Below are 23,728 nucleotides of genomic sequence, written 5' to 3'. Positions count from 1 at the left end.
CGGTGTCCCTGAAGATCAAGCAGGATCACGCCCGGTTCCGCGACATCGTCCGCGGGCGGATCAAGAACAACCTGAAGAAGTACGTCCAGAAGGGAGAGATGATCGGCAAGAAGGGGAAGGACTTCATCACCATCCCCGTCCCGACCATCGACATCCCCCACTTCCGCTTCGGCGAGAAGCAGCAGGGCGGGGTCGGCCAGGGCGCGGGCGATCCGGGCGATCCGCTCTCCCCGTCGCAGCCGGGCGACGGCGCCGGCGCCGCCGGCCAGGGCGAGGGGCAGCACCTCCTCGAGGTGGACGTCTCGCTCGAGGAGCTGGCCGACATCCTGGGCGAGGAGCTGCAGCTCCCGCGCATCCAGCCCCGCGGCCGGGACCGCATCGTCGCGAGCCGCATCAAGTACACCGGGGTGGCGCCCTCCGGCCCCGAGTCGCTGCGCCACTTCAAGCGCACCTACAAGCAGGCGCTGCGGCGGCAGATCGCGAGCGGCGCATACAACTACCGGCGCCCGGTGATCGTGCCGGTGCGAGAGGACCGCCGCTACCGGACCTGGAAGCAGGTGCCGCTCCCGGAGACGAACGCGGTCGTCCTCTACATGATGGACGTGTCCGGGTCGATGGGGGACGAGCAGAAGGAGATCGTCCGGATCGAGTCCTTCTGGATCGACACCTGGCTGCGCAAGCACTACAAGGGCCTCGAGACCCGCTACATCATCCACGACGCGGTGGCGCGCGAGGTGGATCGCGAGACCTTCTTCCACACCCGCGAGTCGGGCGGGACGATGATCTCGTCCGCCTACAAGCTGTGCAAGGAGATCATCGACGCGGAGTACGCGCCGAGCGCCTGGAACGTCTACCCGTTCCACTTCTCCGACGGCGACAACTGGAGCGCGGACGACACGCGCGTCTGCGTCGATCTGCTCAAGACCTCCATCCTCCCGGCGGTGAACCTCTTCTGCTACGGCCAGGTGGAGAGCCCGTACGGCTCCGGCCAGTTCATCAAGGACCTCAAGGAGACGGTGGGCGCGGCCGAGAACGTGGCGCTCTCCGAGATCGCCGACAAGGAGGCGATCTACGGCAGCATCAAGCAGTTCCTCGGGAAGGGGAAGTAGGGCGGCGGCGCGAGCGCCACCGCCACGGGCACCCCATGAGCCAGAAGAACACGCACCTCCCCGCCCACCTGCACGACATCCGCCAGCAGGTCGAGGGCTACGCGCGCGGCTACGGCCTCGACTTCTACGACACCGTCTTCGAGGTGCTCGGCTTCGACGAGATCAACATGGTGGCCGCGTACGGCGGCTTCCCCAACCGCTACCCGCACTGGCGGTTCGGGATGGACTACGAGCGGCTCTCGAAGGGGTACGAGTACGGCCTCTCGAAGATCTACGAGATGGTCATCAACAACGACCCCTCGTACGCGTACCTGCTCGAGTCCAACATGGACGTGGACCAGAAGCTCGTCATGGCCCACGTCTTCGGCCACGTCGACTTCTTCAAGAACAACTTCATGTTCCGGCACACCAACCGGAAGATGATGGACCAGATGGCGAACCACGCCACGCGCGTGCGCCGCTACCAGGACGAGCTGGGGGTGGAGAAGGTCGAGGACTTCATCGACCGCTGCCTGTCGATCGAGAACCTCATCGACTACCAGTCGCCGTACGTGCGCCGGCACGCCGACAAGAAGCTCGAGGCCGAGCAGCAGCCGCACGTGGCGAAGGGGTTCAAGACCGGCCGCGAGTACATGCGGGAGTACATCAACCCGCCCGAGTTCATGCGCGCGCAGCAAGAGCGCATCGAGCAGGACCTCCAGCGCCAGAAGAAGGTCCCCGAGCGGCCGGAGCGCGACGTGCTCCAGTTCCTGCTCGAGTGGGCGCCGCTCGAGCGCTGGGAGCACGACGTCCTCTCCATCATCCGCGAGGAGGCCTACTACTTCGCGCCGCAGGGGCAGACCAAGATCATGAACGAGGGGTGGGCCACCTACTGGCACTCCACCATCATGACGCAGAAGGCGCTCACCGCCGCCGAGCTGATCGACTACGCCGACCACCACTCCGGCACGCTCGCCACCCACCCCGGCCAGCTCAACCCCTACAAGCTCGGCGTCGAGCTGTGGCGCGACATCGAGGACCGCTGGAACAAGGGGCGCTTCGGGAAGGAGTACGACGACTGCGACTCCTTCGAGGAGCGCCGCCGCTGGGACCGCAAGCTCGGGGCGGGGCGGCAGAAGATCTTCGAGGTCCGCAAGCACTACAACGACGTGACCTTCATCGACGAGTTCCTCACCCTCGAGTTCTGCGTCGACCAGCAGCTCTTCACGTTCGGCTACAACGAGAAGCACCAGCGCTGGGAGATCGTGGAGCGCGAGTTCAGGAAGGTGAAGGACAAGCTCCTCCACATGCTGACGAACTTCGGCCAGCCCATCATCGCGGTCGAGGACGGCAACTACGAGAACCGCGGCGAGCTGCTGCTCATCCACAAGCACGACGGCGTCGACCTCAAGGTCGACTACGCCCGCGACACCCTGCGCAACCTCCAGTCCCTCTGGCGCCGCCCCGCGAACCTGATCAGCAAGCTCGACGGCCGGGGCGTGATCTTCCGCTTCGACGGGCGCGACCACTCCGACAAGAAGATCGACTTGTAGCGGGGCTGCGCCCCGCCCCGTCCAGCAAAGCTGGCCGGGGCCCCACCCCGCTCGCCGGGTCCCGTGCAGGCTCGCGCGCGGCTTCGCCGCTATCGCTCGCCTGCCCCGGCCTGGAGGGCTCCGCCCTCCCCGCCTGCGGGGGCCCCACCCGTCGATCACCCCGCCACCCCGGACCACACCGGCTCACCTGGGCCGGAATTTTCCGTGTCCCCGGACCTTGGGATCACCCGCGCCAGCTGCTAGATTGCCGGGCGCGTGACCGACCGCCGTGACAGCGCCCCGCAGCCCGGCCGTGGCAGGCTCCTCGCCGCTTCCGCCGCCCTCGCCGCCATCCTCGCGGTCTCGCTGCTCGGCGCCCTGGGGCGCCTGCGCGCCCCGGTGCCGGCGGAGGTGGCGTCGCTCGCGTCCGCGCCCACGGCCGCGCCGGCGGTCGCCCCGGCGTCCCCCGCGGTGGCCCTCGCGCCCCCCGCCCGGCCGCCGCTGCGCATGTCGGTCCTGACCGTCCGGCTCGCCCGGAACCAGACCCTCTCGCAGGCGCTCTCGCGCCTGCAGCTCGCCCCCGGCCAGGCGAAGGCGATCCTGGCCGCCCTGGCGGACAAGTTCCCCTTCCGCCGCTCCCGCCCGGGCGACCAGATCCAGGTCGAGCGGGTCGAGGGCGAGGCGGGCCTGCGCCGCTTCACCTACCGCCAGAGCGCCGCCGAGGAGTGGACGGTCCTGCCAGGCGAGGGCGGCGCGCTGCGCGGCGAGAAGCGCACCGTCGCGCTCACCACCGAGGTGGCGCGGGTCGACGTGGAGATCCGCGGGTCGGTCTGGGAGAGCCTGCAGAAGGCGGGCGAGGACCCGGCGCTGGCCGTCCTGGCCGCCGACGTGCTGGCCTGGGACGTCGACTTCTACCAGGACGTGCGCGGCGGCGACCGCATGAAGGTGCTGGTGGAGAAGGTCTTCGCCGACGGCAAGCTGCTCCGCTACGGCGAGGTGCTGGCCGCCGGCTACGAGGGCGCCGTCACCGGCGCCAAGCGGCTGTTCCGCTACACCGACCCCACCGGCCAGACGAGCTACTACGACGACCAGGGGCACAGCGCGCGGCGCGGCTTCCTCAAGTCGCCGCTCAAGTACGCCCACCTCACCTCGGGCTTCGGCTCCCGCATGCACCCGGTGCTCGGCTACGTGAAGGCTCACCAGGGCGTGGACTACGGCGCGCCCGCCGGCACGCCGGTGTGGGCGGTCGGCGACGGCACCGTGGCGCAGGCGGGCTGGAACGGCGCCTGCGGCAAGTCCGTGACCCTGCACCACCGCAACGGCCTCGACACGGTCTACTGCCACCTCTCCGCGGTGGCGGTGCACGCCGGCGCGCGCGTCTCGCAGAAGCAGCTCATCGGGGCGGTCGGCACCACCGGCCGCTCCACCGGGCCCCACCTGCACTACGCGGTGCGCCGCGGCGGCGCCTTCGTGAACCCGCTCAGCCTCAAGGTGCCGCGCGAGGCGCCCATCGCCGAGAAGCACCGCGCCGACTTCGAGGCGAAGGTGGCGCCGCTGCGGGCGAGGCTGGACGGCGCGCCGGTCGCTTAGTCCATCACTGTTGGTGCGGTGCCCGGGCGAGCCCCGTCGCCCTCTCCGCCCGGCGGATCCGAGAGCGAGCTCCGGCCGCTCTCGCGCCGCCCCGAGTCCGCGCGCGCACGAGGCGCCATTGCGCAGCGCCGCCACAGGCGCCAGGTTCGCCGGAACGCGCCCAGGGGACCTCGCCCGCGGCGAGGACTGACCGAAGCGCCGCGGCGCGCAGCGGCGCGGCGCAAGATTCCGCAGCCGCGTCGCGAGCACCTCGTTGCGCGTTCCGGCCGAGGGAGCCTTGGCGCGGCGCGGAGCACGGGCGCCGACGCGCGCGCGGGCGAGGGGCGGCAGGGGCTCCCCGCCACGCGCCTGGCGTGAAGTCGGCGTCGCCGTGAGCCCCTCTCCCCGCGATGCGAGGGGAGATGCGGTCTCGCCGGACTCCCTCCCGCGATGCGGGCCGAGGGGAGCAGCGCTCGCGGGCCCCGAGGCTACCGCCGGCGCCGCCGCGCCTTCTCGGCGGCGAGGGGCTTGCCCTCCCACTCCTTGGCGTTCAGCGCCGCCACGGTCTGCTCGACCGCCTCGGGGGCCACCTCGAGGAAGCTGTGGTTCTGGCGCACCTCGACGCCGAGCAGCTCGACGCCCGGGGCGAGCGCCGCCACGGCCGCCCGCACCTTCGCCTCGTCGCCGGCGTCCTTCTCGCCGTAGGTCAGGAAGACGCGGCCCCGGGGCGGGCGCTGCGGCGCGGACTCGCCGGCGCTCGGCTCGGGCGCCGGGGCCACGCCCCGGCCGCGCTCGACGCTGATCTCGCTCGTCGGGGTGGAGCTCGCCTCCGCGTGCCCGTTCGACGTGCCCGCGGCCATCGAGGTGGGGGTGGCGGCGCCCTGCTCCTCCAGCCCGCGCACGGCGCGGTTGCCGCCGCGGCGCCCGCGCCGGCCGCCGCCCTCGGCCTCGCCCACCGCCCGCTCGCGCCGGCCGCGGCCCTCGGACTCCGCCTCGCCCCGCTCGCGGTGCTCGACCCCGCGCGGCGCGCGATCGGCGCCGCGCCGGCCGCGCGCCGGGAGCTCCGCCCGCGGCGCCTCGGCGCGCTCCGTGCGCTGCTCGTGCTCCTCCCGCTTGTGCTGGGCCTTCGCCTGCTCCTGCACCTTCTCCATCCGGAGGTGCGAGAAGAAGTACTTGAGCGCGAAGGCGATGAGCCAGTCGCCGTCCGGGCGCGCCTTGAGCCGCTGCGCCAGGGGGATGAACGCCTCGAACACGGTGGAGCTCATCGCCTCCTTGAGCTCGTCGACGCGCCGCTCGGTCCAGATGCGCCGCGCCTCCTCCGCCGGCGGCAGCGTCTTCTCCTCGAAGGTGACGCCGTACTTCGTCTGCAGCGCCTTGAGGGTCATCATCTCCGCGCCGGAGACGAGCGAGAGCGCGGTGCCCTTCTTGCCGATGCGGCCGGTGCGCCCGGCGCGGTGCAGGTAGACCGCCGGGTCCTCGGGCAGCGAGTAGTTGATGATGTGGGTCAGGTCCGAGATGTCGATGCCGCGGGCGGCGATGTCGGTCGCGACCATGAAGCGCACCTCGCCGCGCTTCGCCTTGGCCATGACCCGCTCGCGCTCCTTCTGCGGCAGCTCGCCGTTGAGGAGCTCGGCGTCGTAGCCGTTGCGGTTCAGCACCGCCGTGACGAGCCCGGTGTCGCTGCGGGTGTTGCAGAACACGATGCCGCTCTCCGGCTCCTCCATCTCGATCATGTAGAGGAGGTTCCGCGGCTTCGGGTAGTCCTCGACCGTGTGGAAGAAGACGTTGCGGATGTTGTCGACGCGGTACTCGTCCCCGGAGAGCAGGATGGTCTCCGGCTCGGTGAGGTACTTCGAGATGAGGTGCTCGATGTCGGCCGGGACCGTGGCCGAGAAGAGCAGCTGCTGGCAGGCGTCGGGGAGGTGGTCGAGGATGTGCGTCACCTCCTCGAAGAACCCCATGTTGAGCATCTCGTCCGCCTCGTCCAGGCAGCACACCTGCATCTGCCCCAGGTCGAGGGTGCGGCGCCGGATGTGGTCCAGGATCCGGCCCGGGGTGCCGACCACGATCTCGGCCCCGCGCTTCAGCGCGTCGAGCTGGTCGCCCATCGAGGCGCCGCCGTAGATGGCGACCACCGACAGGTCCTTGTGCTTGGCGAGGGCGGCGATTTCCTCCGCCACCTGCAGCGCCAGCTCACGGGTGGGGCACATGACGAGCGCCGACGGGCGCCGGCGCCCGCCCGGGATCTTCTCCAGGATGGGGATGCCGAAGGCGGCCGTCTTGCCGGTGCCGGTCTTGGAGCGGACGATCACGTCCTTGCCGGCCACGATCGGGCCGAAGGTGGCCGCCTGGACCGGGGTCGGGCGGGTGTAGCCGCGATCGGCGATGCCGCGCCGCAGCTCGTCGGAGAGGTGAAGGTCGTCGAAGGTCCGCTCGGCGACGTAGTCGGAGGAGGGCGCCACGGCGCCCTCCCCATTCGTCTTGCTGTCCACGTGCAGCTCGCTTTCCAGGGCGGCGCAGGGATGCACCGCCGCTTCAGCGGCGCATGGCGGCTCGCTCGAACGCGTGAGCCCCCGTCGCGACGGAGGCTCGCGCGCATCCCGCGAACGCGCCATGCGCCAAGAGACGCCTTGATCGCAAGGCGCGACGCTTATATCACAACACCTCCGTATGTAAGGCGCGGGCGCGACCCTCGCCGCGTCTCCTCTCCCAGCGATGGCCACGTCTCCCGAGAAGCCGCCCGCGGCCGCGAAGAGGTCGCTCCCGGCCCCCCGGCGCCCGTCCGGCGGCGGGCTCGTCCGCTACGACCCGCTGCGCGCCTACATGGCGGAGGTGTCGCGCCACCCGCTCCTGTCCCGGGACGAGGAGCACGCGCTGGCGGTCCAGTACCGCGAGACCGGCGACGTGGCGGCGGCCTACAAGCTCGTCGCCTCCAACCTGCGCCTGGTGGTGAAGATCGCGCACGAGTACCGCCGCAGCGCCTTCAGCCTGCTCGACCTGGTCCAGGAGGGCAACATCGGGCTCATGCAGGCGGTGAAGAAGTACGACCCCCTCAAGGGCGTCAAGCTCTCCTCGTACGCCGCCTGGTGGATCCGCGCCTACATCATCCGGTTCATCATGGACAACTGGAGGATGGTGAAGCTCGGGACCACCCAGGCGCAGCGCAAGCTCTTCTTCAACCTGGCCAAGGAGCGGGAGAAGCTCCTCGCGCGCGGCATCGACCCCACCCCGCAGCTGCTCGCCAAGAACCTGCGCGTCGACGCGAGCGACATCGAGGAGATGACCGCGCGGATGGGCAGCGACGACCTCTCGCTCGACGCGCCGGCGGGCGGGTCGGAGGACGCCGCGCGGCAGACGCGCCTCGAGCGGTACGCCGGGGACGAGCCCGGGGCGGACGAGGCGCTCGGCGACGAAGAGCTGAAGCGGCTCTTCCGCGAGAAGCTCGACAGCTTCGCCCGCTCCCTCACCGACGAGAAGGAGCGCTTCATCTTCGAGCGCCGGCTGCTCCCGCGGGACGGCGCCGAGCCGCTGACGCTGCAGCAGGTGGGCGACCACTTCAAGCTCACTCGCGAGCGGGCGCGGCAGATCGAGGCCAAGCTGGTGAAGCGCCTGCGCGACGAGCTCCGGGACGAGATCCCCGACTTCGAGCTCATGACGCCCCCGGAATGAGGCCCGTCCCCTCCCCCCCGGCGCCGGAGCGGGAGCCCGCGGGCGCCCCGGACCGGCCGCTGTCGTGGCGCGGCTGGGCGGCGCTCGGCGCCTGCGTCCTCGCGGGGAACGCCGCCCTCCTCCACGGGGCGCTCCGGGGGGAGGCCCCGGTGACCGTGGCCGGGCCCCGCTTCGAGGACCGCTTCGAGCGGGCCGCGATCGGCCGCGACTACTTCACCACCGGTGCGCACTGGCGCCTCGCCCGCGGGGAGCTGTGGGCGCCGGAGGCGAAGAACAACCCGCTCTGGCTCGCCATGCGCCTGCCGCGCGAAGTCGCGATCGAGTTCGACGCCCGGAGCGAGACCGGCTCCGGCGACCGCGCCGGCGACATCAAGTTCGAGGTCTTCGGCGACGGCCGCAGCCACGCCTCGGGCTACGTCTGCATCTTCGGGGGCTGGGGCAACACGGTGAGCGTCATCGCCCGGCTCGACGAGCACGGCGAGGACCGCGAGGAGCGCACCGACCGCAAGGTGGAGCCGGGGCGCACCTACCACATGCGGCTGGAGCGGCGCGGCGACACCCTGCGCTGGCTCGTCGACGGCGCGCTCTTCCTCGAGTACGAGGACGAGGAGCCGCTCGAGGGCCCCGGCCACGACCGGTTCGGCTTCTCCGGATGGGCGGCCGACCTCTTCTTCGACAACCTGAAGATCGAGCCGCTCTAGGCGCCGGCGGTCAGTCGCGCAGAGACGGGCGGCCCTCGCCCCAGCTCGGGCGCGTCCGGCGCGTCGTGCCGAGCTGGTAGGCGGTCCCGGCCACGGCCAGCACCCCCGTCACGGCCGCCAGCACCAGCGGGCGGTGGGCGAGCGCCGCGAGCCGGGGGACCCCGGCGGTCAGGGCGAGGAGCGCCGCCACCGTCAGCACCGCGCCGGCCGCGGCCGCCGTCGCCGCGAGCACCGCGCGCCGGAGCCAGAGCGCGAGGAGCCCCAGCACGACCGCCCCGGCCAGGCCGCCCAGCCAGGCCTTGCCCGCCACCGCCACCTGCCGGCCGAGCAGGAAGCCGGGGATGCCGAGGACCAGCACCGGGTAGATCTCCGGGGCGCCGAGCGCCACCACGCCGAGCACCAGCGCCGACGCCCAGGCGGGCGTCGCCGGAGGGAGGTTCCACAGCTCGAACGACGGGATGAACGTCGAGCCGGCGAGCCAGCCCACCGCCGCCGCCCCAGCGGCGGCCAGGACGCGGCCGAGGCGCACGCCCGCGACGAGCAGCGCGATCCCGAGCGCGAGCGCGACCACCGCGGCGGGCCACGCGCCGCGGGTGAGGTCGGTGGCCACCTGCGGGAGCTTCCCGGCCAGCTGCTCCGCCCGGGCGAGCCACGCCTGCAGGAGCGCGAGCATCCCGTTCATGGCGGAGGCACCTTCATGCGGGCGGAATGTAGCAGCGGCTCCTCGCCGCCGGAAGCGCGATTCCGTAGTAGTCTCGAACCCTCCCGGCGCTGGCGTCCCGGCGCCGCGGCGCGGACCTTCCTCGAGCCATGCGGCGACGCGACTTCCTCGAGCTGCTCACCCTGGGAACGGCGGCGCTGGCCCTGCCGCGGCCGGCGCGCGCCGCCGTGCCCGCCGCCTCGCAGCTCGCCATCGGACAGCTCGAGCACGGCGGCCGCTGGAACCCCCGCCCCACCGCGCTGCGGCGCCTGCAGTGGGAGCTGGCGCAGCGCACCAGCATCGAGACGGCGCCCGAGGCGGTCCCGGTCCGCGCCGGCCGGCCCGGGCTGCACCGGCTGCCCTTCCTGTACCTGGCGGGGGACGGCGCGTTCCCGCCGTTCACCGAGCCCGAGCGGGCGGCGCTGCGGCGGCACCTGCAGCACGGCGGGTTCCTGCTGGTGGACTCCGCGGACGGCTCCGACGGCGGCGGGTTCGACGCCTCCGCGCGCCGCGAGCTGGCCGCGCTCCTCCCCGCCTCGCCGCTCCTGCGCGTCGCGCGCGAGCACGTCCTGTACAAGAGCTTCTACCTGCTCGATCACCAGGGCGGCCGGCTGCTCGTGAAGCCGTGGCTGGAGGCGCAGCTGCTCGACGGGCGCCTCGCCGTCCTCTACTCGCAGAACGACCTCGGCGGCGCCTGGGCCCGCGGCGCGCTCGGCGAGTGGGAGTACGCCTGCACCCCCGGCGGCGAGGCGCAGCGCGAGACCGCCTTCCGGCTGGGCGTGAACGTCGCGATGTACGCGCTCTGCACCGACTACAAGGACGACGCCGTCCACCTCCCCTTCATCCTGCGGCGGAGGAGCTGATGTTCGGCCTGCGGCCCGGCCCGCTCCTCGAGGCCGGCTACAACGACTGGCGCCTCACCTCGCTCGCGCCCTGGCCGGGCTGGGCGCTCGCGCTCTTCGCGGCGGCGGCGGTGCTCGCGGTCGCGCTCGCCTGGCGCGGCCTCGCCGGCGAGCCGCGCCCGGGCCGGCGCGCCGCGCTCGTCGCGCTCCGCGCCGCGTCGGCCCTGCTGGCCCTGGCGCTGCTGCTCGAGCCCGCGCTGCGCCTCCTCCAGACCTCCCGGGTGAAGAGCCGGCTGGCGGTGCTCGTCGACGGCTCCCGCTCGATGCGCTTCCCGGTCGAGCCGGGGGGCCCGAGCCGCGCCGCCGCGGCCGCCGAGCTCCTCCGGCGGCACCGGGGCGAGCTGGAGCGGCTCGGCGACCGGGTCGCGCTGGAGTGGCACACCTTCGACCGGGAGCTCACGCCCGCCGATCCGGCGGCCCTGGCGCGGGGCGGCCCGGCCGACGGCGGCCGCACCGACCTGCTCGGCGCGCTCAAGGCGGCGGCAGGCGGCGGGGGCGGCCGCAAGCTCGCCGGCGCGGTCGTGATCTCGGACGGCGCCGACAACGCCGCACTGGCGGAGGGGCTCACCCCGGCGGCGCGCGCCGAGCTGCGCGCGCTCGGGGTGCCGATCACGGCGGTGGCGGTGGGCAGCGCCGCGCCGAAGGACCTGGCCGTGGAGCGGGTGGCGGTGGACGACTTCGCCTTCGTCCGCAACACGGTCACCGTGGAGGTGACGCTCACGGCGCGGGGGTTCGGCCGCGAGGAGGTGCCGGTGGTGCTCCGCCGCGAAGGCGCGGTGGTGGCGCGCGGGGCGGTGCGCCTCGAGCCCGGCAAGGAGCGCTACACCCTGCCCCTCTCGTTCGCGCCCGACACCACCGGCACCTTCGTCTTCACGGTGGCGGCCCCGGTCTACCCCGGCGAGGCGGTGGCGGAGAACAACGCGCGCTCGTTCGTGCTGCGCGTCATCCGCGATCGGGTGCGGGTGCTGCTCGTGGCCGGCCGGCCGAGCTGGGACGAGCGGTTCCTGCGGACGCTCCTCAAGCAGGACCCGAACGTCGACCTCATCAGCTTCTTCATCCTGCGCACCGCCAGCGATCAGCCCGGCAGCCAGGACGAGCTGTCGCTCATCCCCTTCCCGGTGGCGGAGATCTTCGGCGAGCAGCTCCGCACCTTCGACGCGGTCATCTTCTTGAACTTCGCCTACCAGCCCTACCGCTCGCTCGACATCGAGCGCTTCCTGCCGGCGCTGCGCGACTACGTGAAGGGGGGCGGCGGGTTCGCCATGGTGGGCGGCGAGCAGAGCTTCGGCGACGCGCGCTACGGCCAGACGGCGCTCGCCGAGGTGCTCCCGGTCGACGCCGCCGACGGGCTCGGCATCGCCGAGACGCAGGCGAGGCCGCGCCTCACCGCCGAGGGGCGCCGCCACCCCGTCACCAGCCTCGCCGCCGGCGAGGCGCCGAACGAGGCCGCCTGGGCGGCGCTCCCGCCCCTGCCCGACCTGAACCGCACCCGGCCGCTGCCGCCCGGCCAGGGGGCGCGCGTGCTGCTCGAGGCGCCGGCGGTCCAGGTGGAGGGCCGCGCGGCGCCCCTCGTGGCGGTGCGCGAGGCAGGCTCGGGGCGCGCGCTCGCGCTCGCGACCGACGCCTCGTGGACCTGGGGCTTCGTCGCGGCCGAGGAGAGCGGGTCCTCGCGCGCCTACCAGCGCTTCTGGAACAACGCCCTGCGCTGGCTGGTGCGCGATCCGTCCCTGACCCCGGTGCAGGTCGAGCCGGACCGCCCCTCGGTCGAGCCGGGCGAGCCGGTGGGCCTCTCGGTCGCGGTGCGGACCCCGGACTACGGGCCCGGCGCCGGGCTGCCGGTCCACGGCGAGCTCGTGGGGGAGGACGGCAAGACCGTGGCGCGCGGCGACGCGGTCGCGGGGCCCGACGGCACCGCGCGGCTCGAGCTCGTGCCGCCCGGCCCCGGCGCCTACAAGGTGGTGGCGACCGCCCGGCCGCGCTGCCGCCAGGAGCCCTGCCCGCCCGACGCTCCGGTGGAGACCGCCACCGGCGCGGTCGCGGTGCGCGCCTCCGGGCCCGAGGACGCGGACGCGGCGCCCCGACCCGAGCTGCTCCGGGCCATCGCCGAGGCGACCGGCGGCGCCTTCTCCAGCGCCGATCGGGGCCTGCCGCCGGTGCACCTGGCCGAGGCGGAGGTGGTGGAGGTGGGGCGGCGGAAGGACGTGCCGATCTGGGACCGCGGCTGGTTCCTCGCCGCGCTGGTCGCCTCCCTCGGCGCCGAGTGGACCCTGCGCCGCCGCTGGGGCTACTGGTAGCCCCAGCCCCGTCCGCCGTGCGCTCCGGCGCGCGCTCTGCTATGACCGCCGGCCAACCCCGTTCGGAGGCGTCATGAAGGTCGGCAAGGGCAGCGTGGTGTCGGTGGACTACGAGCTCCACCTGGGCGACGGCAAGGTGGTGGACGCGTCCGCGCCCGGCGAGCCCATGGCCTACATCCACGGCGAGGGGCAGATCGTCCCCGGGCTCGAGCGGGCGCTCGAGGGACTGTCCGCCGGCGAAGCGAAGCAGGTGGTGGTGGCGCCGCAGGATGGCTACGGCGAGCACGACGCGCGCGGCGTGCAGGAGGTACCGAAGAACGCCTTCCCCGCCGACATGCAGCCGGCGATCGGGATGGAGCTCCTGGCGCAGGGCGAGGACGGCGAGGCGGTGCCGTTCGTCGTGCGGGAGGTCAAGCCGGAGTCGATCGTCATCGACCTCAACCACCCGCTCGCCGGCAAGACGCTCCACTTCGCGGTGACCGTGCGCGAGGTCCGCGCCGCCACCGAGGAGGAGCTCGAGCACGGGCACGTGCACGGGGCCGGCGACGCCCACGAGCACGACCACCACCACGAGTAGACGGGCGTCGCGGCGGCTGAGCCCTGCGCGGCTTCACCCAGCGTAGCGTCTTCTCGCCCTGTCGCGCGCGCGGTATTCACCCTGGGATAAACGCCAGGGCTTTGTATTGTCTCGGAAATCCTCGCCGAGGAGCCACGGTCAGCACGGGTATGCGCGTTGCAGGGACGCGCACTCGGGGTGTCAGCCTTCCGACGCCGCCCGTGGCAGTCGGGGGGGGGGACCATCATGGCGACAGCGAAGTTGCGCGAGGGCGCCGCAGCCTGGTTGCTTGCGACCCTGGTCCTGTCGGCCGCATCGGGATGTGGCGGTTCGACACCGGAGAACGGTGCGGCGGCGAGCTCCCCTCCAACCTCGCGGCGCTCGGGGGCGCTCACCCCGATCGACCCGCACCAGCTGCACAAGAACTCCGCGGGGGCGCAGTGCAACGATTGTCACTGCACCGTGGGAGAGTGCGGCCCGGTGGGCGTCAAGCTCATCTCGTTCGCGCCCGTGGCCACCGCCAGCGGCCTGCCCCGTCCGAGCTACGACATCGCTTCCCAGACCTGCTCCAACGTCGCGTGCCACATGGTCCCGGCGGGCACTTTCACGTACTATGCGTGCGGAGTGGACAGCGAGGCCACGCTCGAGAGAGCGAGCTTCGGCGGTACGCCGGTGACGACGCCCCCCTGGTACTCGGCGGTCGCGGGGGGCTGCGTCTCCTGCCATGACAATCCGCCGGACGCGCGCACCAAGACCTGGCACAGCGGCACGCACGGCGGCGACGCGGCGATGAACGAGTGCTCGTTCTGCCATCCCGACGTGACCAGCTCGGGCGGCGTGCTGACGCTCAGCCAGGCGACGAATTGCGGGCCCGGCGGCACCTTCGGCCCGTGCGCTGCGCTGCACCGCAACGGAACGGTCGAGGTGGCTCCCCGGTGGAGGAGCAGCTGCTTCGGGTGTCACTGAGGCCTGGCGCGACGCTCGCGGTCGCTGGCCGCGCCGCCGCCTGACGGCGGGGCGGGGCCGGCTCCGTCCAGCGCGCGCCCGGCAATGATATCGTGACCGCCTCCGATTGCGGGGCGGTGCGCGATGGCCGAGCAGCGGCTCAAGTCAGACCTGGCGACAGGTGGCGGCGCGCACCCGCGCGAAGACGCCGCCGCCCTGGAGCTGGCGGCGCTGAAGGACCGGCTCGAGAAGATCGCGGCCAGCGTCCCGGGGGTGGTGTGCTCGTACCGCCTGAACGCCGACGGCAGCGCCTCGATGCCGCTCAGCACGCCCGCCATCGAGGACCTGTACGGCATCCCGCAGGCGGTCCTGGCCGAGAGCATGGCGCCCTGCTTCGCGCGTGTGCACCGCGACGACCGCGACCGGCTGACGGCGTCCGTCGCCGCCGCGGAGCGCGCGATGACGCCGTGGCACGACCAGTTCCGCTACGACCACCCCACGAAGGGACCGCGCTGGATCGAGGGCTGGTCGATGCCGCTCCGCGAACCCGGGGGGAGCACCCTCTGGCACGGGTTCGTCATGGACGTGACCGAGCGCATGACCGCCGACCAGGCGCTGCGCGAGAGCCGTGACCTGTACCGTTCGGTCTTCACGCTGGCGCCGAGCGGGGTGGTGGTCAACGACGCCGAGGGGCGCATCCTCACCTTCAACGACCAGGCGCACCGGCAGCTCGGCTACACCCGCGAGGAGTTCGCGCAGCTCCGCCTCGCCGACGTGGACGCCGACGAACGGCCGGAGGACGTGCGGCGGCACATCGCGGACATCGCGGCCGGGGGCGGCAGCGAGTACGAGGTCCATCACCACACGAAGTCGGGGGAGGTCCGCGACGTGCTGGTGCGGACCCGCCCCGTCGACCTCGGCGGGGAGCGGCGGTTCCTGAACGTCTGGCAGGACATCACGGACCGGAAGCACGCCGAGGCGGCGCTCCTCGCCTCCGACAAGCGCAAGAGCGAGTTCCTCGGCGTCCTCTCGCACGAGCTCCGGAACCCGCTCGCCCCGATCCGGAACTCGATCTACCTCCTGGAGCGCGCCGCGCCGGGGAGCGAGCAGGCGGCGCGGGCCAAGGAGGTCATCCGCCGCCAGACCGAGCACCTGACGCGGCTGGTGGACGACCTGCTGGACGTCACCCGCATCTCGCGCGGGAAGGTCGAGCTGCACCGCAGCCACGTCAACCTCCGCGACGTCGTCAACAAGACCACCGACGACCTGCGCTCGCTGTTCGACCAGAGCGGGGTCGCGCTCCGCGTCGAGCACTCGGCCCGCCCGCCGTGGGTCGACGTCGATCCGACGCGCATCACGCAGGTGCTCGGGAACCTGCTCCAGAACGCCGTCAAGTTCACGCCGGCCGGGGGGACGGTGGTCGTGTGCCTGGGCGCGGCGGACGGCCGGGCGGAGCTGCGGGTGCGCGACGACGGCGTCGGGATGGAGCCGGCGCAGGTGGACCGGATGTTCGAGCCGTTCGCCCAGGGGGCGCAGTCGCTCGCCAGGACCAAGGGCGGCCTCGGGCTCGGGCTCGCGCTGGTGAAGGGCCTGGTCGAGCTTCACGGCGGGTCGGTGCGCGCGCGCAGCGAGGGGCCGGGCCGGGGAGCGGAGTTCGTCGTCACCCTGCCGCTCGCCCCCGGCGGCGCGGCTTCGGCGCGGAGGGCCGTGGCGGCCGCCGCCCGGGCGCGCGTGGTGGTCGTCATCGAGGACAGCCTGGACGCCGGGGACTCGCTGGCCGAGCTCCTCGCGTGGGGCGGGCACCGCGTGCACGTCTCTCGCGACGGCCGCTCGGGGCTGGAGCTCGCGCGCCGGGTGCGGCCCGACGTCGTGCTGTGCGACATCGGCCTCCCCGACATCGACGGCTACGCCGTCGCGCGGGCGCTGCGCGGCGACGAGGCCCTGAGCTCCACGCGCCTCATCGCCCTGAGCGGCTACGCCCAGCCCGAGGACCGCCTGCGCGCGCGCGAGGCGGGGTTCGACGCGCACGTCGCGAAGCCGCCGGATCCGGACGACCTCATGAAGATGGTCGCGGCCGACTGGGCCAGCTCGGCCCAGGACGGCTCCTGAGCGCGAGGCGAGGTCCTCGCTCCCGCCGTCGAAGCGCTTCACCTCGCCGGCGCGGCGCGGCCGGGGCGCGTCCAGCGCGCGCCCTCGAGCACCTCGAGCACCTGCGCGAAGGAGGAGATGGCGAGCGGCCAGCGCGGCGGTGGCGCGCGGAGGCCCGGGTCGGCCACCTCGTCCGAGACGTGCCGGCGGGTGACGCTCTTGGCCGAGATGACCGCCAGGCGGTCGCGGTACTCGGCGGAGATGTAGGTCCCGTACTCGGCCCAGACCCCGACGGCGCCGCACGCCTTCGCGAGGGCCATGTCCTTCTTCGCGTTGTCGCCGACGTACAGCACCTCGGAGGCCTCGAGCCCGAGGTCGGCCAGCACGCGGCGGAGCCCCATGGGCGCCGGCTTCTCGGCTGCCCGGGGCAGCTCGATCACCTTCGTCTGCTTGAGGCGGTAGTAGCCGGCCGCGTCCCGGCGGCGGATCTCCGGGTTCACGTTGCGCGGCAGCCGGTACGAGCGCAGCGCGTACACCGCGTCGAGCAGCCCGTCGAGCTCGAGCAGCCGCACCCGGTACTCGACGGCGTTCCGGGGCGCGTCGGTCAGCGCGACGACGGGGATGCCCCGGTCCTTGAGCGCGAGGAGCGTCGCGCGCACGGCGGGGTACGGCGCGAGGTAGCGCCGCCGCGCCTCCGCGAAGGCGCGCTGCGCCGGCCGCACCACCAGCGCGTCGAACGAGTCGAAGTCCGAGTCGTACGGGTGGAAGAGCGACGACTCCTGGATGGCGAACGGGTACTCGTTCGAGCCGTGGCGGGCGTACACCGCCTTGAGCGACTGGATGATGTCGATCCGCGGCCGCCGCGTCGTCTGCTCGAGCGAGGCCACCATCGCCTCCAGGCTCGGCACGATGTAGTCGACCCAGGGGTACAGGGTGTTGTCGAGGTCGGTGACGACGGCGCGGAGCGGCACGGGGCGCATTGTAGCCGGGTTGCTCCCACATCGCGCATGGGCGCAGGGGAAGCTCACGCCGAGCCTTAGCGGCGCACCCGTCACGCTACGGCGGGCGTGGCGTGACCGCGCCACGCCGGAGCGCGCGCGAGGGGCGAGCGTGAACCGGGTCGCCTCGCCCGCGGCTGACAGCCGCCCCGAGCCCGCGCGCGCACGAGGCGCCATTGCGGAGCGCCGCCACGGGCGCCGGGTTCGCCGGAACGCGCCAGGTGGGCCGTGCCCGCGGCGAGGACTGACCGAAGCACCGCGGCGCGCAGGCGCCGCGGTGCAAGATTCCGCAGCCGCGTCACGAGCTCCGCGGTGCGCGTTCCGGCCGCTGGGACCTCCGGCGCGGCGCGGAGCACGGGCGCCGACGCGCGCGCGGGCGCGGGGCGGCGGGGTGACTCCTGTCCCCGCGATGCCGGGCGAGGGCAGTTGGGCTACTCCGTCGTCTCGCAGGTCGCGTACCCGCAGGCCTGGCAGGTCTCGCAGCCGCCGCTGCGGGTGAGGAGGCCGCCGCACTGGGGGCAGCCGTTCGGGGCGGCGGCCACGCCGTGGGTGAGCACCTGGCCCTCGCGCGTGCCGTCGCGGTAGACGGTGATGCCCTTGCAGCCCAGCTCGAAGGCGAGCTCGTAGGCGCGGCGCACGCTCTCGACGGTCGCCTCCCGGGGGAGGTTGATCGTCTTCGAGACGCCGTTGTCGACGTGGCGCTGGAAGGCGGCCTGCATCCGCACATGCACCTCCGGCGCGACGTCGTGGGCGGTGGCGAAGACGCGCTGGATCTCCTCCGGCACGCCCGGCACGCCGCGCGCGCGGCCGTTGGCGAGCAGGCGCGGCAGCGCGGCCTCCGCCCCCAGCGCGCGCAGGCGGCCCAGGAGCTCCGGGTGCTCTTCCTCCAGGCTCACGCCGCCGAGCGCGTGCCGGACGTAGGCCACCGCGAAGAGCGGCTCCACGCCCGAGGAGCAGCCGGCGATGACGGAGAGCGTGCCGGTCGGCGCGATGGTGGTGACGGTCGCGTTCCGGCGCGGCCGCCCGCCCGCGCGCGCCAGCGCGCTGGTCGCGAAGCCCGGGAACGGGCCGCGCTCGGCCGCCAGGGCCTCGCTCGCCGCGTGCGCCTCGCGCTGCACGAACCCCATGAGCTCGTCGGCGAGCGCCAGCGCCGCCGGCGCGTCGTAGGCCACCCCCAGCTGCACCAGCAGGTCCGCCCAGCCCATGACCCCCAGGCCGATCTTGCGGTTCCGCGCCGAGACCGCCGCGATCTGCGGCAGCGGCCAGACGTTCACGGTCAAGACGTCGTCGAGCAGCCGCACCCCGTCCCGCACGCAGGCGGCGAGACCGTCCCAGTCGACCGCGCCGCCGCGCGCGAAGCGGCCCAGGTTGATCGAGCCGAGCGTGCAGGCCTCGAAGGGCAGGAGCGGCTGCTCGCCGCACGGGTTGACCGCCTCGAAGCGCGCCAGGTCGGGGGTGGGGTTGGCCGCCTCGACGCGGTCCAGGAACACGAGGCCCGGCTCGCCCGAGGCCCACGCCGCGCCGGCGATCCGGTCGAGGAGCTCGCGGGCGGACACCTCGACCGCCGGCGCGCCGCTGCGCGGGTGGCGCAGCGCGAACGGCTCCCCTCGCTGCGCGGCGCGCATGAAGGCGTCGCTCGCCGCCACCGAGATGTTGAAGTTCTCGAGCCCCGGGCCCCGCTTCGCGTCGACGAACTCCAGCACGTCGGGGTGCTCGACCCCCAGCACGGCCATGTTCGCGCCGCGCCGCACGCCCCCCTGCTTGATGGTCTCGGTGGCGGCGTCGAAGACGCGGATGAACGAGACCGGGCCGCTCGCCACCCCGTGGGTGGTGCGCACGAGGTCGCCCTTCGGCCGCAGGCGCGAGAAGGAGAAGCCGGTCCCGCCGCCCGACTGGTGGATGAGCGCCGCCCACTTGAGCGCGTCGAAGATCGAGGCGAGGTCGTCGTCGACCGGCAGCACGAAGCAGGCGGCGAGCTGCCCCCCGGCGCGGCCGGCGTTCATGAGGGTCGGAGAGTTGGGGAGGAGCTCGAGCCCGGCCATCCGCGCCTCGAACCGCTCGGCCCACCGCGAGCGCTCGCCTGGCTCCTCGGCCGCCGCGAGCGCGGTCGCCACCCGGCGCCACAGGCCCTCGGGCTCCTCCAGCACCGCGCCGGCGTCGTCGCGCAGGAGGTAGCGGCGCGCCAGGACGGCGCGCGCGTTGTCGGTGAGCCTCGCCACCCCCGTTTTCTAGCGGCCCGGGCCGCGCCGCGCCGCCGGGCCCGCCGCGCCCACGGCGGCCGGCCATGCGAGCGCTCGCGCAGCGCGCGGCGGCAGAGTGCGCCCTTGCCCTGCGCGAGGTCCGCTCCCAGGTTAGTTCGTGGAGGGAAGGAGTCGTCATGCCGCACAAGGAGAAGGGTCACAGCCAGATGACGGTGCGCGAGGCCGGCCGGTTGGGCGGCGAGGCGCGCAAGCAGCAGCTCGGGAGCGAGGGGTACTCCGAGCTCGGCCACAAGGGCGGCCAGCGCGTCCGCGAGCTCATCGAGGAGGGGAAGGCCGCCGGGCGGGCCGCCCCGCCGTCCGAGGAGCGCGGCGGGACGAAGCGCGAATAGCGACCGCTTGTCGCGCGGCGGCGCCGGTGCGATACCACTCGCCCATGCGCCGCGCCCTCGCTGCCGTTCTCGCCCTCGCCCTCGCCGGGTGCTACCCGCGCGCCTCCGTCCCCGACACCGAGCGCGAGAAGTCGCGCGAGCTCGAGGGGCAGCGGCGGTTCGCGAAGGTGGCGCTCTACGCCGGGCCGTTCTACGGCGACGCCGGCCGGATGCTCGTCTCGGACCAGCCGTTCGACGAGCTCGATCTGCTCCAGGACACCGCCGGCGACGCCATCGCGCCGCCGCCCGCCGAGCGCGTCCTCGCGCCCGGGACGCCCCTGCGCATCGAGAAGGTGGAGTTCCCCACCGGCTGGATCATCGCCCGACGCGTGGTCATGACGCCGCGCTACCACCCGTGGGTGTTCCTCTCGCTCGAGGGCGAGCCGCGGCCACTGGTGCTGGTCCTCCCCCAGACCCTCGCCTCGGCCGAGGACGTGCGCGTCGAGCTCGAGCGGTACCTCGGCGGGCCGGAGGCGCTCACCGCCTTCCAGGCGCTGCCCGACCCGCAGCGCGCCGCCGTCGAGCGGAAGCGGCTGGTCGAGGGGATGAGCGCCCGCGCCGTGGAGATGGCCTGGGGCTACCCCGAGAAGAAGGTGATCGACCGGCCGGCGCACACCGAGGCGTGGTCCTGGTCCGGGGGCGACCGCAAGGCCTACCTGCAGGACGACAAGCTCGAGCGGTGGGAGCCGCTCCGGTGACGCGGAGCTGGGCCCGCGAGCCGCCGCTCAGCGGCGCTCGCGGCCGCCGCCGCGCCGGCGCTCGCCGCCGCGGTCTCGCCCGCCGCGCGCCGGCTCCTGGGGCGTGACCCCGACCGCGACGCAGAAGACGTGCCCGGCGAGGAGCTGCCGCACCAGGTCGGCCTCGGTGGCCACCGGCTCGCGGAAGAGCGTCGCCGCCTTGCCGACGTCGTCGAGGGTGTCGTGGGCGCCGGAGCCCCCCACGCACGGCAGGCTCATGTGGTCGGCGGCCTCCACCGCGAGATCGTTGGCCGGCCCCTTGCGGCGCGCGCACAGCCCCTCGACCGCGGTGAGCCCCTCGAGCGAGAAGATGAAGTCGCCGCTCGGCCGCTCGATGCTCTTGTCGTACGGGTGCGCGGCCACCACCGCCCCGCCGAGCTGGCGCACCCGCTCGACCACGTCGCGCACGCGCCAGGGGGTCGTCCCGAACATCTGCGGCGGGGCCGGGACGCGCGCCGGGTCCGGGAAGTAGCAGAGGTAGTGGCCGTGATCGGTGACGAGCTCCGCCCCCACCAGCGCGAGCAGGCCCTCCTCGCGGCCAGCGGCGCGCACCTCGTCCAGCCCGTCGAGCGAGTTCACGTCCGTCACCACCACGCCGTCCAGCCCGGCCGCCTTGGCGCGGCGGACGATGTCGCGGGGCGCGAGCGCGCCGCCGGGCGAGTGGTGGCTGTGGACGTGCAGGTCGATGAGCATGGCGAGGCGGATTAGCACGCCGCGCGCGCGCCCGCCAGCGCGGGGCGGCCGCTAGGCGCGGGCCATCTGGCGGCGCTCGATCTCCTCCTCGGCCGCGCGGATGAGGTAACCCATCAGCATGAGGCTGGAGGTGTTCTCGAGCACGCGCTCCGGATCGCGCGAGATGAGCCGCGCGCTGTACGACAGGAAGAACTGCGCCAACTCCTCGCCGGCCTCGCGCTGGATGAGGGCGTTCAGCACCGACGAGTCCATCGAGCGGATGCGGTTGATGAACTCGACGGCGAAGCTCTTCTTCCCGTCGGGGACGGCCGGACTGGTGAGCGTGTGCATCTTTCCTCCGCCGCGCGGCGGCACGATGGTCGCAATGTAGGCAGCGGCGGGCCGGGTACGAACCCCCCGGCCCCAGCGAGTCGGACGCGGCCGATTTCTCCTGGCGGCGCCGGCGCTTGCGCACATCATTCCTTTGACAGCTGGAAAAACCGCGTGCCATACTCGACCCGGTGCTTTCCCGCCGGGGGTGAGGCGTGAGTGGGTCGGAGCAGGGGAGCGGCGTGCATTTCACCGGCGTGAAGGTCTTCTCGGCCACGAAGGCCAAGGAGCGCGAGGAGCTCGGCGACCACGTCACCCGCTGGCTCCGCTCGAACGCGGACCTCGAGGTGGTGGACCGCGTCGTCAGGCAGTCCTCCGACAACGAGTTCCACTGCCTCACCATCGTGCTCTTCTACCGGGAGCGGGGCGCCGCCTAGCGGCCGCGCCGCCGGCCCGCGGGCCGAGCCCAGGGATTCCATGAAGCTCAAGCAGCGGCCGGAGGACTTCTCCGTCACCGAATCGTGGCGTTTCGACCAGGACCCGCGCGGCGCGTGGTTCGTCTACCTCATGGACAAGCAGAAGCTCTCCACCTTCGAGGCGGTGGAGCGCATCTGCGCCCGGGCGGGCGTGCAGCCGGCCGAGGTGAGCTACTGCGGGCTCAAGGACAAGCAGGGGCGGACGACCCAGCTCGTCGCGGTGCGCCGCAAGCCGGTGGACCTGCAGGACCCCGACCTGCGGCTCAAGCCGCTCGGCCGGACGGGCGCGCCGCTGTCGGCCGTGAACACCACCTCCAACCGGTTCGCCGTGACCGTCCGCGACCTCTCGGAGGAGGACGTGGCGCGGCTGCCCGCCGCGGTGGCCGAGGTGCAGCGCATCGGGGTGGTCGACTACTTCGACTCCCAGCGCTTCGGCTCGCTCAAGCACGGGCAGGGGTTCCTGGTGAAGGACCTCATGCGCGGCGACGCCGAGGCCGCGCTCCGGAACCACCTCGCCCGGCCGAGCGAGCTCGACCGCACCGCCGACGCGCGGGTGAAGACCTTCTGGAAGGAGCACTGGGGGGAGTGGCAGCTCAAGAACCCCTACCCGGGCGCCGAGCGCTACGCGCCGGTGCTGCGCTGGCTCAGGCTCCACCCCCAGGACTTCCTCGGCGCGTTCCTCCGCACCGAGCCGCGCTGGCGCGGGCTGCAGGTCTTCGCCTACCAGAGCTGGCTCTGGAACGAGGGCGTGAAGCAGTACCTGCGCGACGTGGTCGGGGTCTCCCGGCTCGTCTCCATCCGGTACCAGGCCGGCACGCTCCTCTTCCCGCGCGCGCTCGAGCCCGCCCAGGCGCGGCTGCTGCACCGGCGCACCTTCCCGCTGCTCGCCCCGGACTCGCGCTTCGACGACCCGGCGGTGGAGAAGGCGGCCCTGTCGGTGCTGGGGCGCGAGGACATGACGCTCGCGAGCCTGGCGGTGCCCGGCGCGCCGCAGATCCACTTCGACCACGAGGAGCGCCCGCTGCTCGTCGTCCCGGGCAAGCTGGTGGTGAGCGAGCCCTCCCGCGACGAGCTCAACAAGGGGCGCCTGCGGGTGAACGTCGCCTTCACCCTGCCGCCCGGCGCCTACGCCACCCTGGTGGTGAAGCGCCTCTTCTGGTGGACGCTCACCCCCGGCCCCGAGGCGAAGAAGCCGGCCAAGCCCCCGCGCCCCACCGCCGAGGAGCTGCACGCGAAGCGCCGCGAGACCGGCTTCCTGGCGAAGAAGCGCGCCCGCAAGGCGGCGCGCGCCAAGCCCGCGCGCTGAGCGAGGCTCCCGGCCGGGCGCCGCCGCTAGCTCGGCCGCGGGTCCGCCCACTCCCAGACCAGCACCCCGTCGCGGCGCTGCGTCTGGAGCCGCGTGACCACCTCGCCCACCTCCACCTCGGGCGGGACGTCGAGCGCGACGATCTTGGGCGGCATGGCCTCGTAGGTGCACCCGAGCGCCAGGAGGTCGTCCAGGAAGCGCTGGATCTCGGGGCGCTCCACGTCGAGGTCGAGGTCGAGCGCGACCCGCAGGGTGCGGTGCCCGCTCTTGCGCTCGACGTCGCTGAAGCGCGCCGTCTCCCCGTCCTCCCGACCGCGGACGACGTCGCCGTGCGACAGGCCGTACGCGAAGAAGGGCGTGCTCTCGACGCGGAAACGCTCCGACCCGAGCGGCTCGGCCCACAGCCACTCGTCCTCGGGGCCCTCGACCTCCGCTTCCGCCTCGCGCTCGAGCGAGACGAGGAGCCGCACGTACCCGCCCGGAGCCTCGTTCTCCGTCATCGCACCTCCCGCGGTCGCCTCACAACTTGCTCCCGC

At 73.7% G+C, this 23,728-nt stretch carries 21 protein-coding genes; 14 read left to right on the top strand and 7 right to left on the bottom strand.

Annotated features, from left to right (window positions below):
- Positions 1-2: 2 nt before the first annotated feature.
- From HWY08_RS13775 to HWY08_RS13765, 3 genes are all read left to right on the top strand, one after another.
- Positions 3-1,109: a DUF444 family protein gene (locus tag HWY08_RS13775; RefSeq protein WP_176066126.1), complete on the top strand. Its 1,107-nt coding sequence runs from the start codon at positions 3-5 to the stop codon at positions 1,107-1,109.
- A gap of 35 nt (positions 1,110-1,144) precedes the next feature.
- The gene (locus HWY08_RS13770) at positions 1,145-2,641 is read left to right on the top strand and encodes a SpoVR family protein (RefSeq protein ID WP_176066124.1); all 1,497 of its coding nucleotides are present in this window, start codon (positions 1,145-1,147) and stop codon (positions 2,639-2,641) included.
- A 255-nt stretch (positions 2,642-2,896) separates the two neighbouring features.
- Positions 2,897-4,210, top strand: a complete 1,314-nt coding sequence (locus HWY08_RS13765) for a M23 family metallopeptidase (RefSeq protein ID WP_176066122.1) — start codon at positions 2,897-2,899, stop codon at positions 4,208-4,210.
- 467 nt (positions 4,211-4,677) lie between these two features.
- On the opposite strand, the gene HWY08_RS13760 is transcribed toward HWY08_RS13765, so the two are convergent.
- On the bottom strand, positions 4,678-6,651 hold the full coding sequence (locus HWY08_RS13760) for a DEAD/DEAH box helicase (RefSeq protein WP_235969628.1): 1,974 nt from the start codon (positions 6,649-6,651) through the stop codon (positions 4,678-4,680).
- A 253-nt stretch (positions 6,652-6,904) separates the two neighbouring features.
- Between HWY08_RS13760 and HWY08_RS13755 the strand changes: the two genes are divergently transcribed.
- Both HWY08_RS13755 and HWY08_RS13750 read left to right on the top strand, forming a co-directional pair.
- Positions 6,905-7,858 (top strand): sigma-70 family RNA polymerase sigma factor, encoded by a 954-nt coding sequence (locus HWY08_RS13755; protein ID WP_176066119.1) that lies wholly within the window; start codon positions 6,905-6,907, stop codon positions 7,856-7,858.
- Positions 7,855-8,559, top strand: coding sequence for a DUF6250 domain-containing protein (locus HWY08_RS13750; RefSeq protein WP_176066117.1), 705 nt, complete (start codon positions 7,855-7,857; stop codon positions 8,557-8,559). Before HWY08_RS13755 ends, HWY08_RS13750 begins: the two co-directional genes overlap by 4 nt.
- Positions 8,560-8,569: 10 nt before the next feature.
- Here the strand turns inward: HWY08_RS13750 and HWY08_RS13745 are convergent, their stop codons facing one another.
- A complete protein-coding gene (locus HWY08_RS13745) occupies positions 8,570-9,241 on the bottom strand; it encodes a hypothetical protein (RefSeq protein WP_176066115.1) in 672 nt (223 codons plus the stop codon).
- 128 nt (positions 9,242-9,369) lie between these two features.
- Here HWY08_RS13745 and HWY08_RS13740 point away from each other — a divergent pair, with 128 nt between their 5' ends.
- From HWY08_RS13740 to HWY08_RS13720, 5 genes are all read left to right on the top strand, one after another.
- Positions 9,370-10,122, top strand: coding sequence for a DUF4159 domain-containing protein (locus HWY08_RS13740; RefSeq protein WP_176066113.1), 753 nt, complete (start codon positions 9,370-9,372; stop codon positions 10,120-10,122).
- Positions 10,122-12,455, top strand: a complete 2,334-nt coding sequence (locus HWY08_RS13735) for a glutamine amidotransferase (protein WP_176066111.1) — start codon at positions 10,122-10,124, stop codon at positions 12,453-12,455. Before HWY08_RS13740 ends, HWY08_RS13735 begins: the two co-directional genes overlap by 1 nt.
- 73 nt (positions 12,456-12,528) lie before the next feature.
- Positions 12,529-13,032 (top strand): FKBP-type peptidyl-prolyl cis-trans isomerase, encoded by a 504-nt coding sequence (locus tag HWY08_RS13730; protein WP_176066109.1) that lies wholly within the window; start codon positions 12,529-12,531, stop codon positions 13,030-13,032.
- Between the two features lie 459 nt (positions 13,033-13,491).
- Entirely contained in the window at positions 13,492-13,977 is a 486-nt protein-coding gene (locus tag HWY08_RS13725; RefSeq protein ID WP_176066107.1) for a CxxxxCH/CxxCH domain c-type cytochrome, read from the top strand.
- A gap of 123 nt (positions 13,978-14,100) precedes the next feature.
- On the top strand, positions 14,101-16,065 hold the full coding sequence (locus HWY08_RS13720) for a hybrid sensor histidine kinase/response regulator (RefSeq protein ID WP_176066105.1): 1,965 nt from the start codon (positions 14,101-14,103) through the stop codon (positions 16,063-16,065).
- Positions 16,066-16,103: 38 nt separating this feature from the next.
- On the opposite strand, the gene HWY08_RS13715 is transcribed toward HWY08_RS13720, so the two are convergent.
- Positions 16,104-17,015: an HAD family hydrolase gene (locus HWY08_RS13715; RefSeq protein ID WP_176066103.1), complete on the bottom strand. Its 912-nt coding sequence runs from the start codon at positions 17,013-17,015 to the stop codon at positions 16,104-16,106.
- Between the two features lie 458 nt (positions 17,016-17,473).
- Positions 17,474-19,261, bottom strand: a complete 1,788-nt coding sequence (locus HWY08_RS13710; protein ID WP_176066102.1) for an adenosylcobalamin-dependent ribonucleoside-diphosphate reductase — start codon at positions 19,259-19,261, stop codon at positions 17,474-17,476.
- A gap of 158 nt (positions 19,262-19,419) precedes the next feature.
- On the opposite strand from HWY08_RS13710, the gene HWY08_RS13705 reads away from it, so the two are divergent.
- Positions 19,420-19,632, top strand: a complete 213-nt coding sequence (locus HWY08_RS13705) for an Em GEA1 (EM1) (RefSeq protein ID WP_176066100.1) — start codon at positions 19,420-19,422, stop codon at positions 19,630-19,632.
- A gap of 44 nt (positions 19,633-19,676) precedes the next feature.
- A complete protein-coding gene (locus tag HWY08_RS13700) occupies positions 19,677-20,369 on the top strand; it encodes a hypothetical protein (RefSeq protein ID WP_176066098.1) in 693 nt (230 codons plus the stop codon).
- A gap of 27 nt (positions 20,370-20,396) precedes the next feature.
- Here HWY08_RS13700 and HWY08_RS13695 read toward each other — a convergent pair whose 3' ends face one another.
- Positions 20,397-21,119: a PHP-associated domain-containing protein gene (locus HWY08_RS13695; RefSeq protein WP_235969627.1), complete on the bottom strand. Its 723-nt coding sequence runs from the start codon at positions 21,117-21,119 to the stop codon at positions 20,397-20,399.
- Between the two features lie 33 nt (positions 21,120-21,152).
- Positions 21,153-21,431 carry a hypothetical protein gene (locus tag HWY08_RS13690; RefSeq protein WP_176066096.1) on the bottom strand — a complete coding sequence of 93 codons (279 nt, stop codon included), beginning with the start codon at positions 21,429-21,431 and terminating at the stop codon, positions 21,153-21,155.
- A gap of 221 nt (positions 21,432-21,652) precedes the next feature.
- On the opposite strand from HWY08_RS13690, the gene HWY08_RS13685 reads away from it, so the two are divergent.
- Entirely contained in the window at positions 21,653-21,847 is a 195-nt protein-coding gene (locus HWY08_RS13685) for a hypothetical protein (RefSeq protein WP_176066094.1), read from the top strand.
- A gap of 40 nt (positions 21,848-21,887) precedes the next feature.
- Positions 21,888-23,192 (top strand): tRNA pseudouridine(13) synthase TruD, encoded by a 1,305-nt coding sequence (gene truD, locus HWY08_RS13680; RefSeq protein ID WP_176066092.1) that lies wholly within the window; start codon positions 21,888-21,890, stop codon positions 23,190-23,192.
- 26 nt (positions 23,193-23,218) lie between these two features.
- On the opposite strand, the gene HWY08_RS13675 is transcribed toward truD, so the two are convergent.
- Positions 23,219-23,692 carry a DUF4265 domain-containing protein gene (locus tag HWY08_RS13675; RefSeq protein WP_176066090.1) on the bottom strand — a complete coding sequence of 158 codons (474 nt, stop codon included), beginning with the start codon at positions 23,690-23,692 and terminating at the stop codon, positions 23,219-23,221.
- Positions 23,693-23,728 lie beyond the last annotated feature (36 nt).

The sequence above is a fragment of the Anaeromyxobacter diazotrophicus genome (genome assembly GCF_013340205.1).
GTDB lineage: Bacteria > Myxococcota > Myxococcia > Myxococcales > Anaeromyxobacteraceae > Anaeromyxobacter_A > Anaeromyxobacter_A diazotrophicus.
Note: the sequence above shows the minus strand (reverse complement) of the source record. Positions and strands in the feature narration are given on the sequence as shown.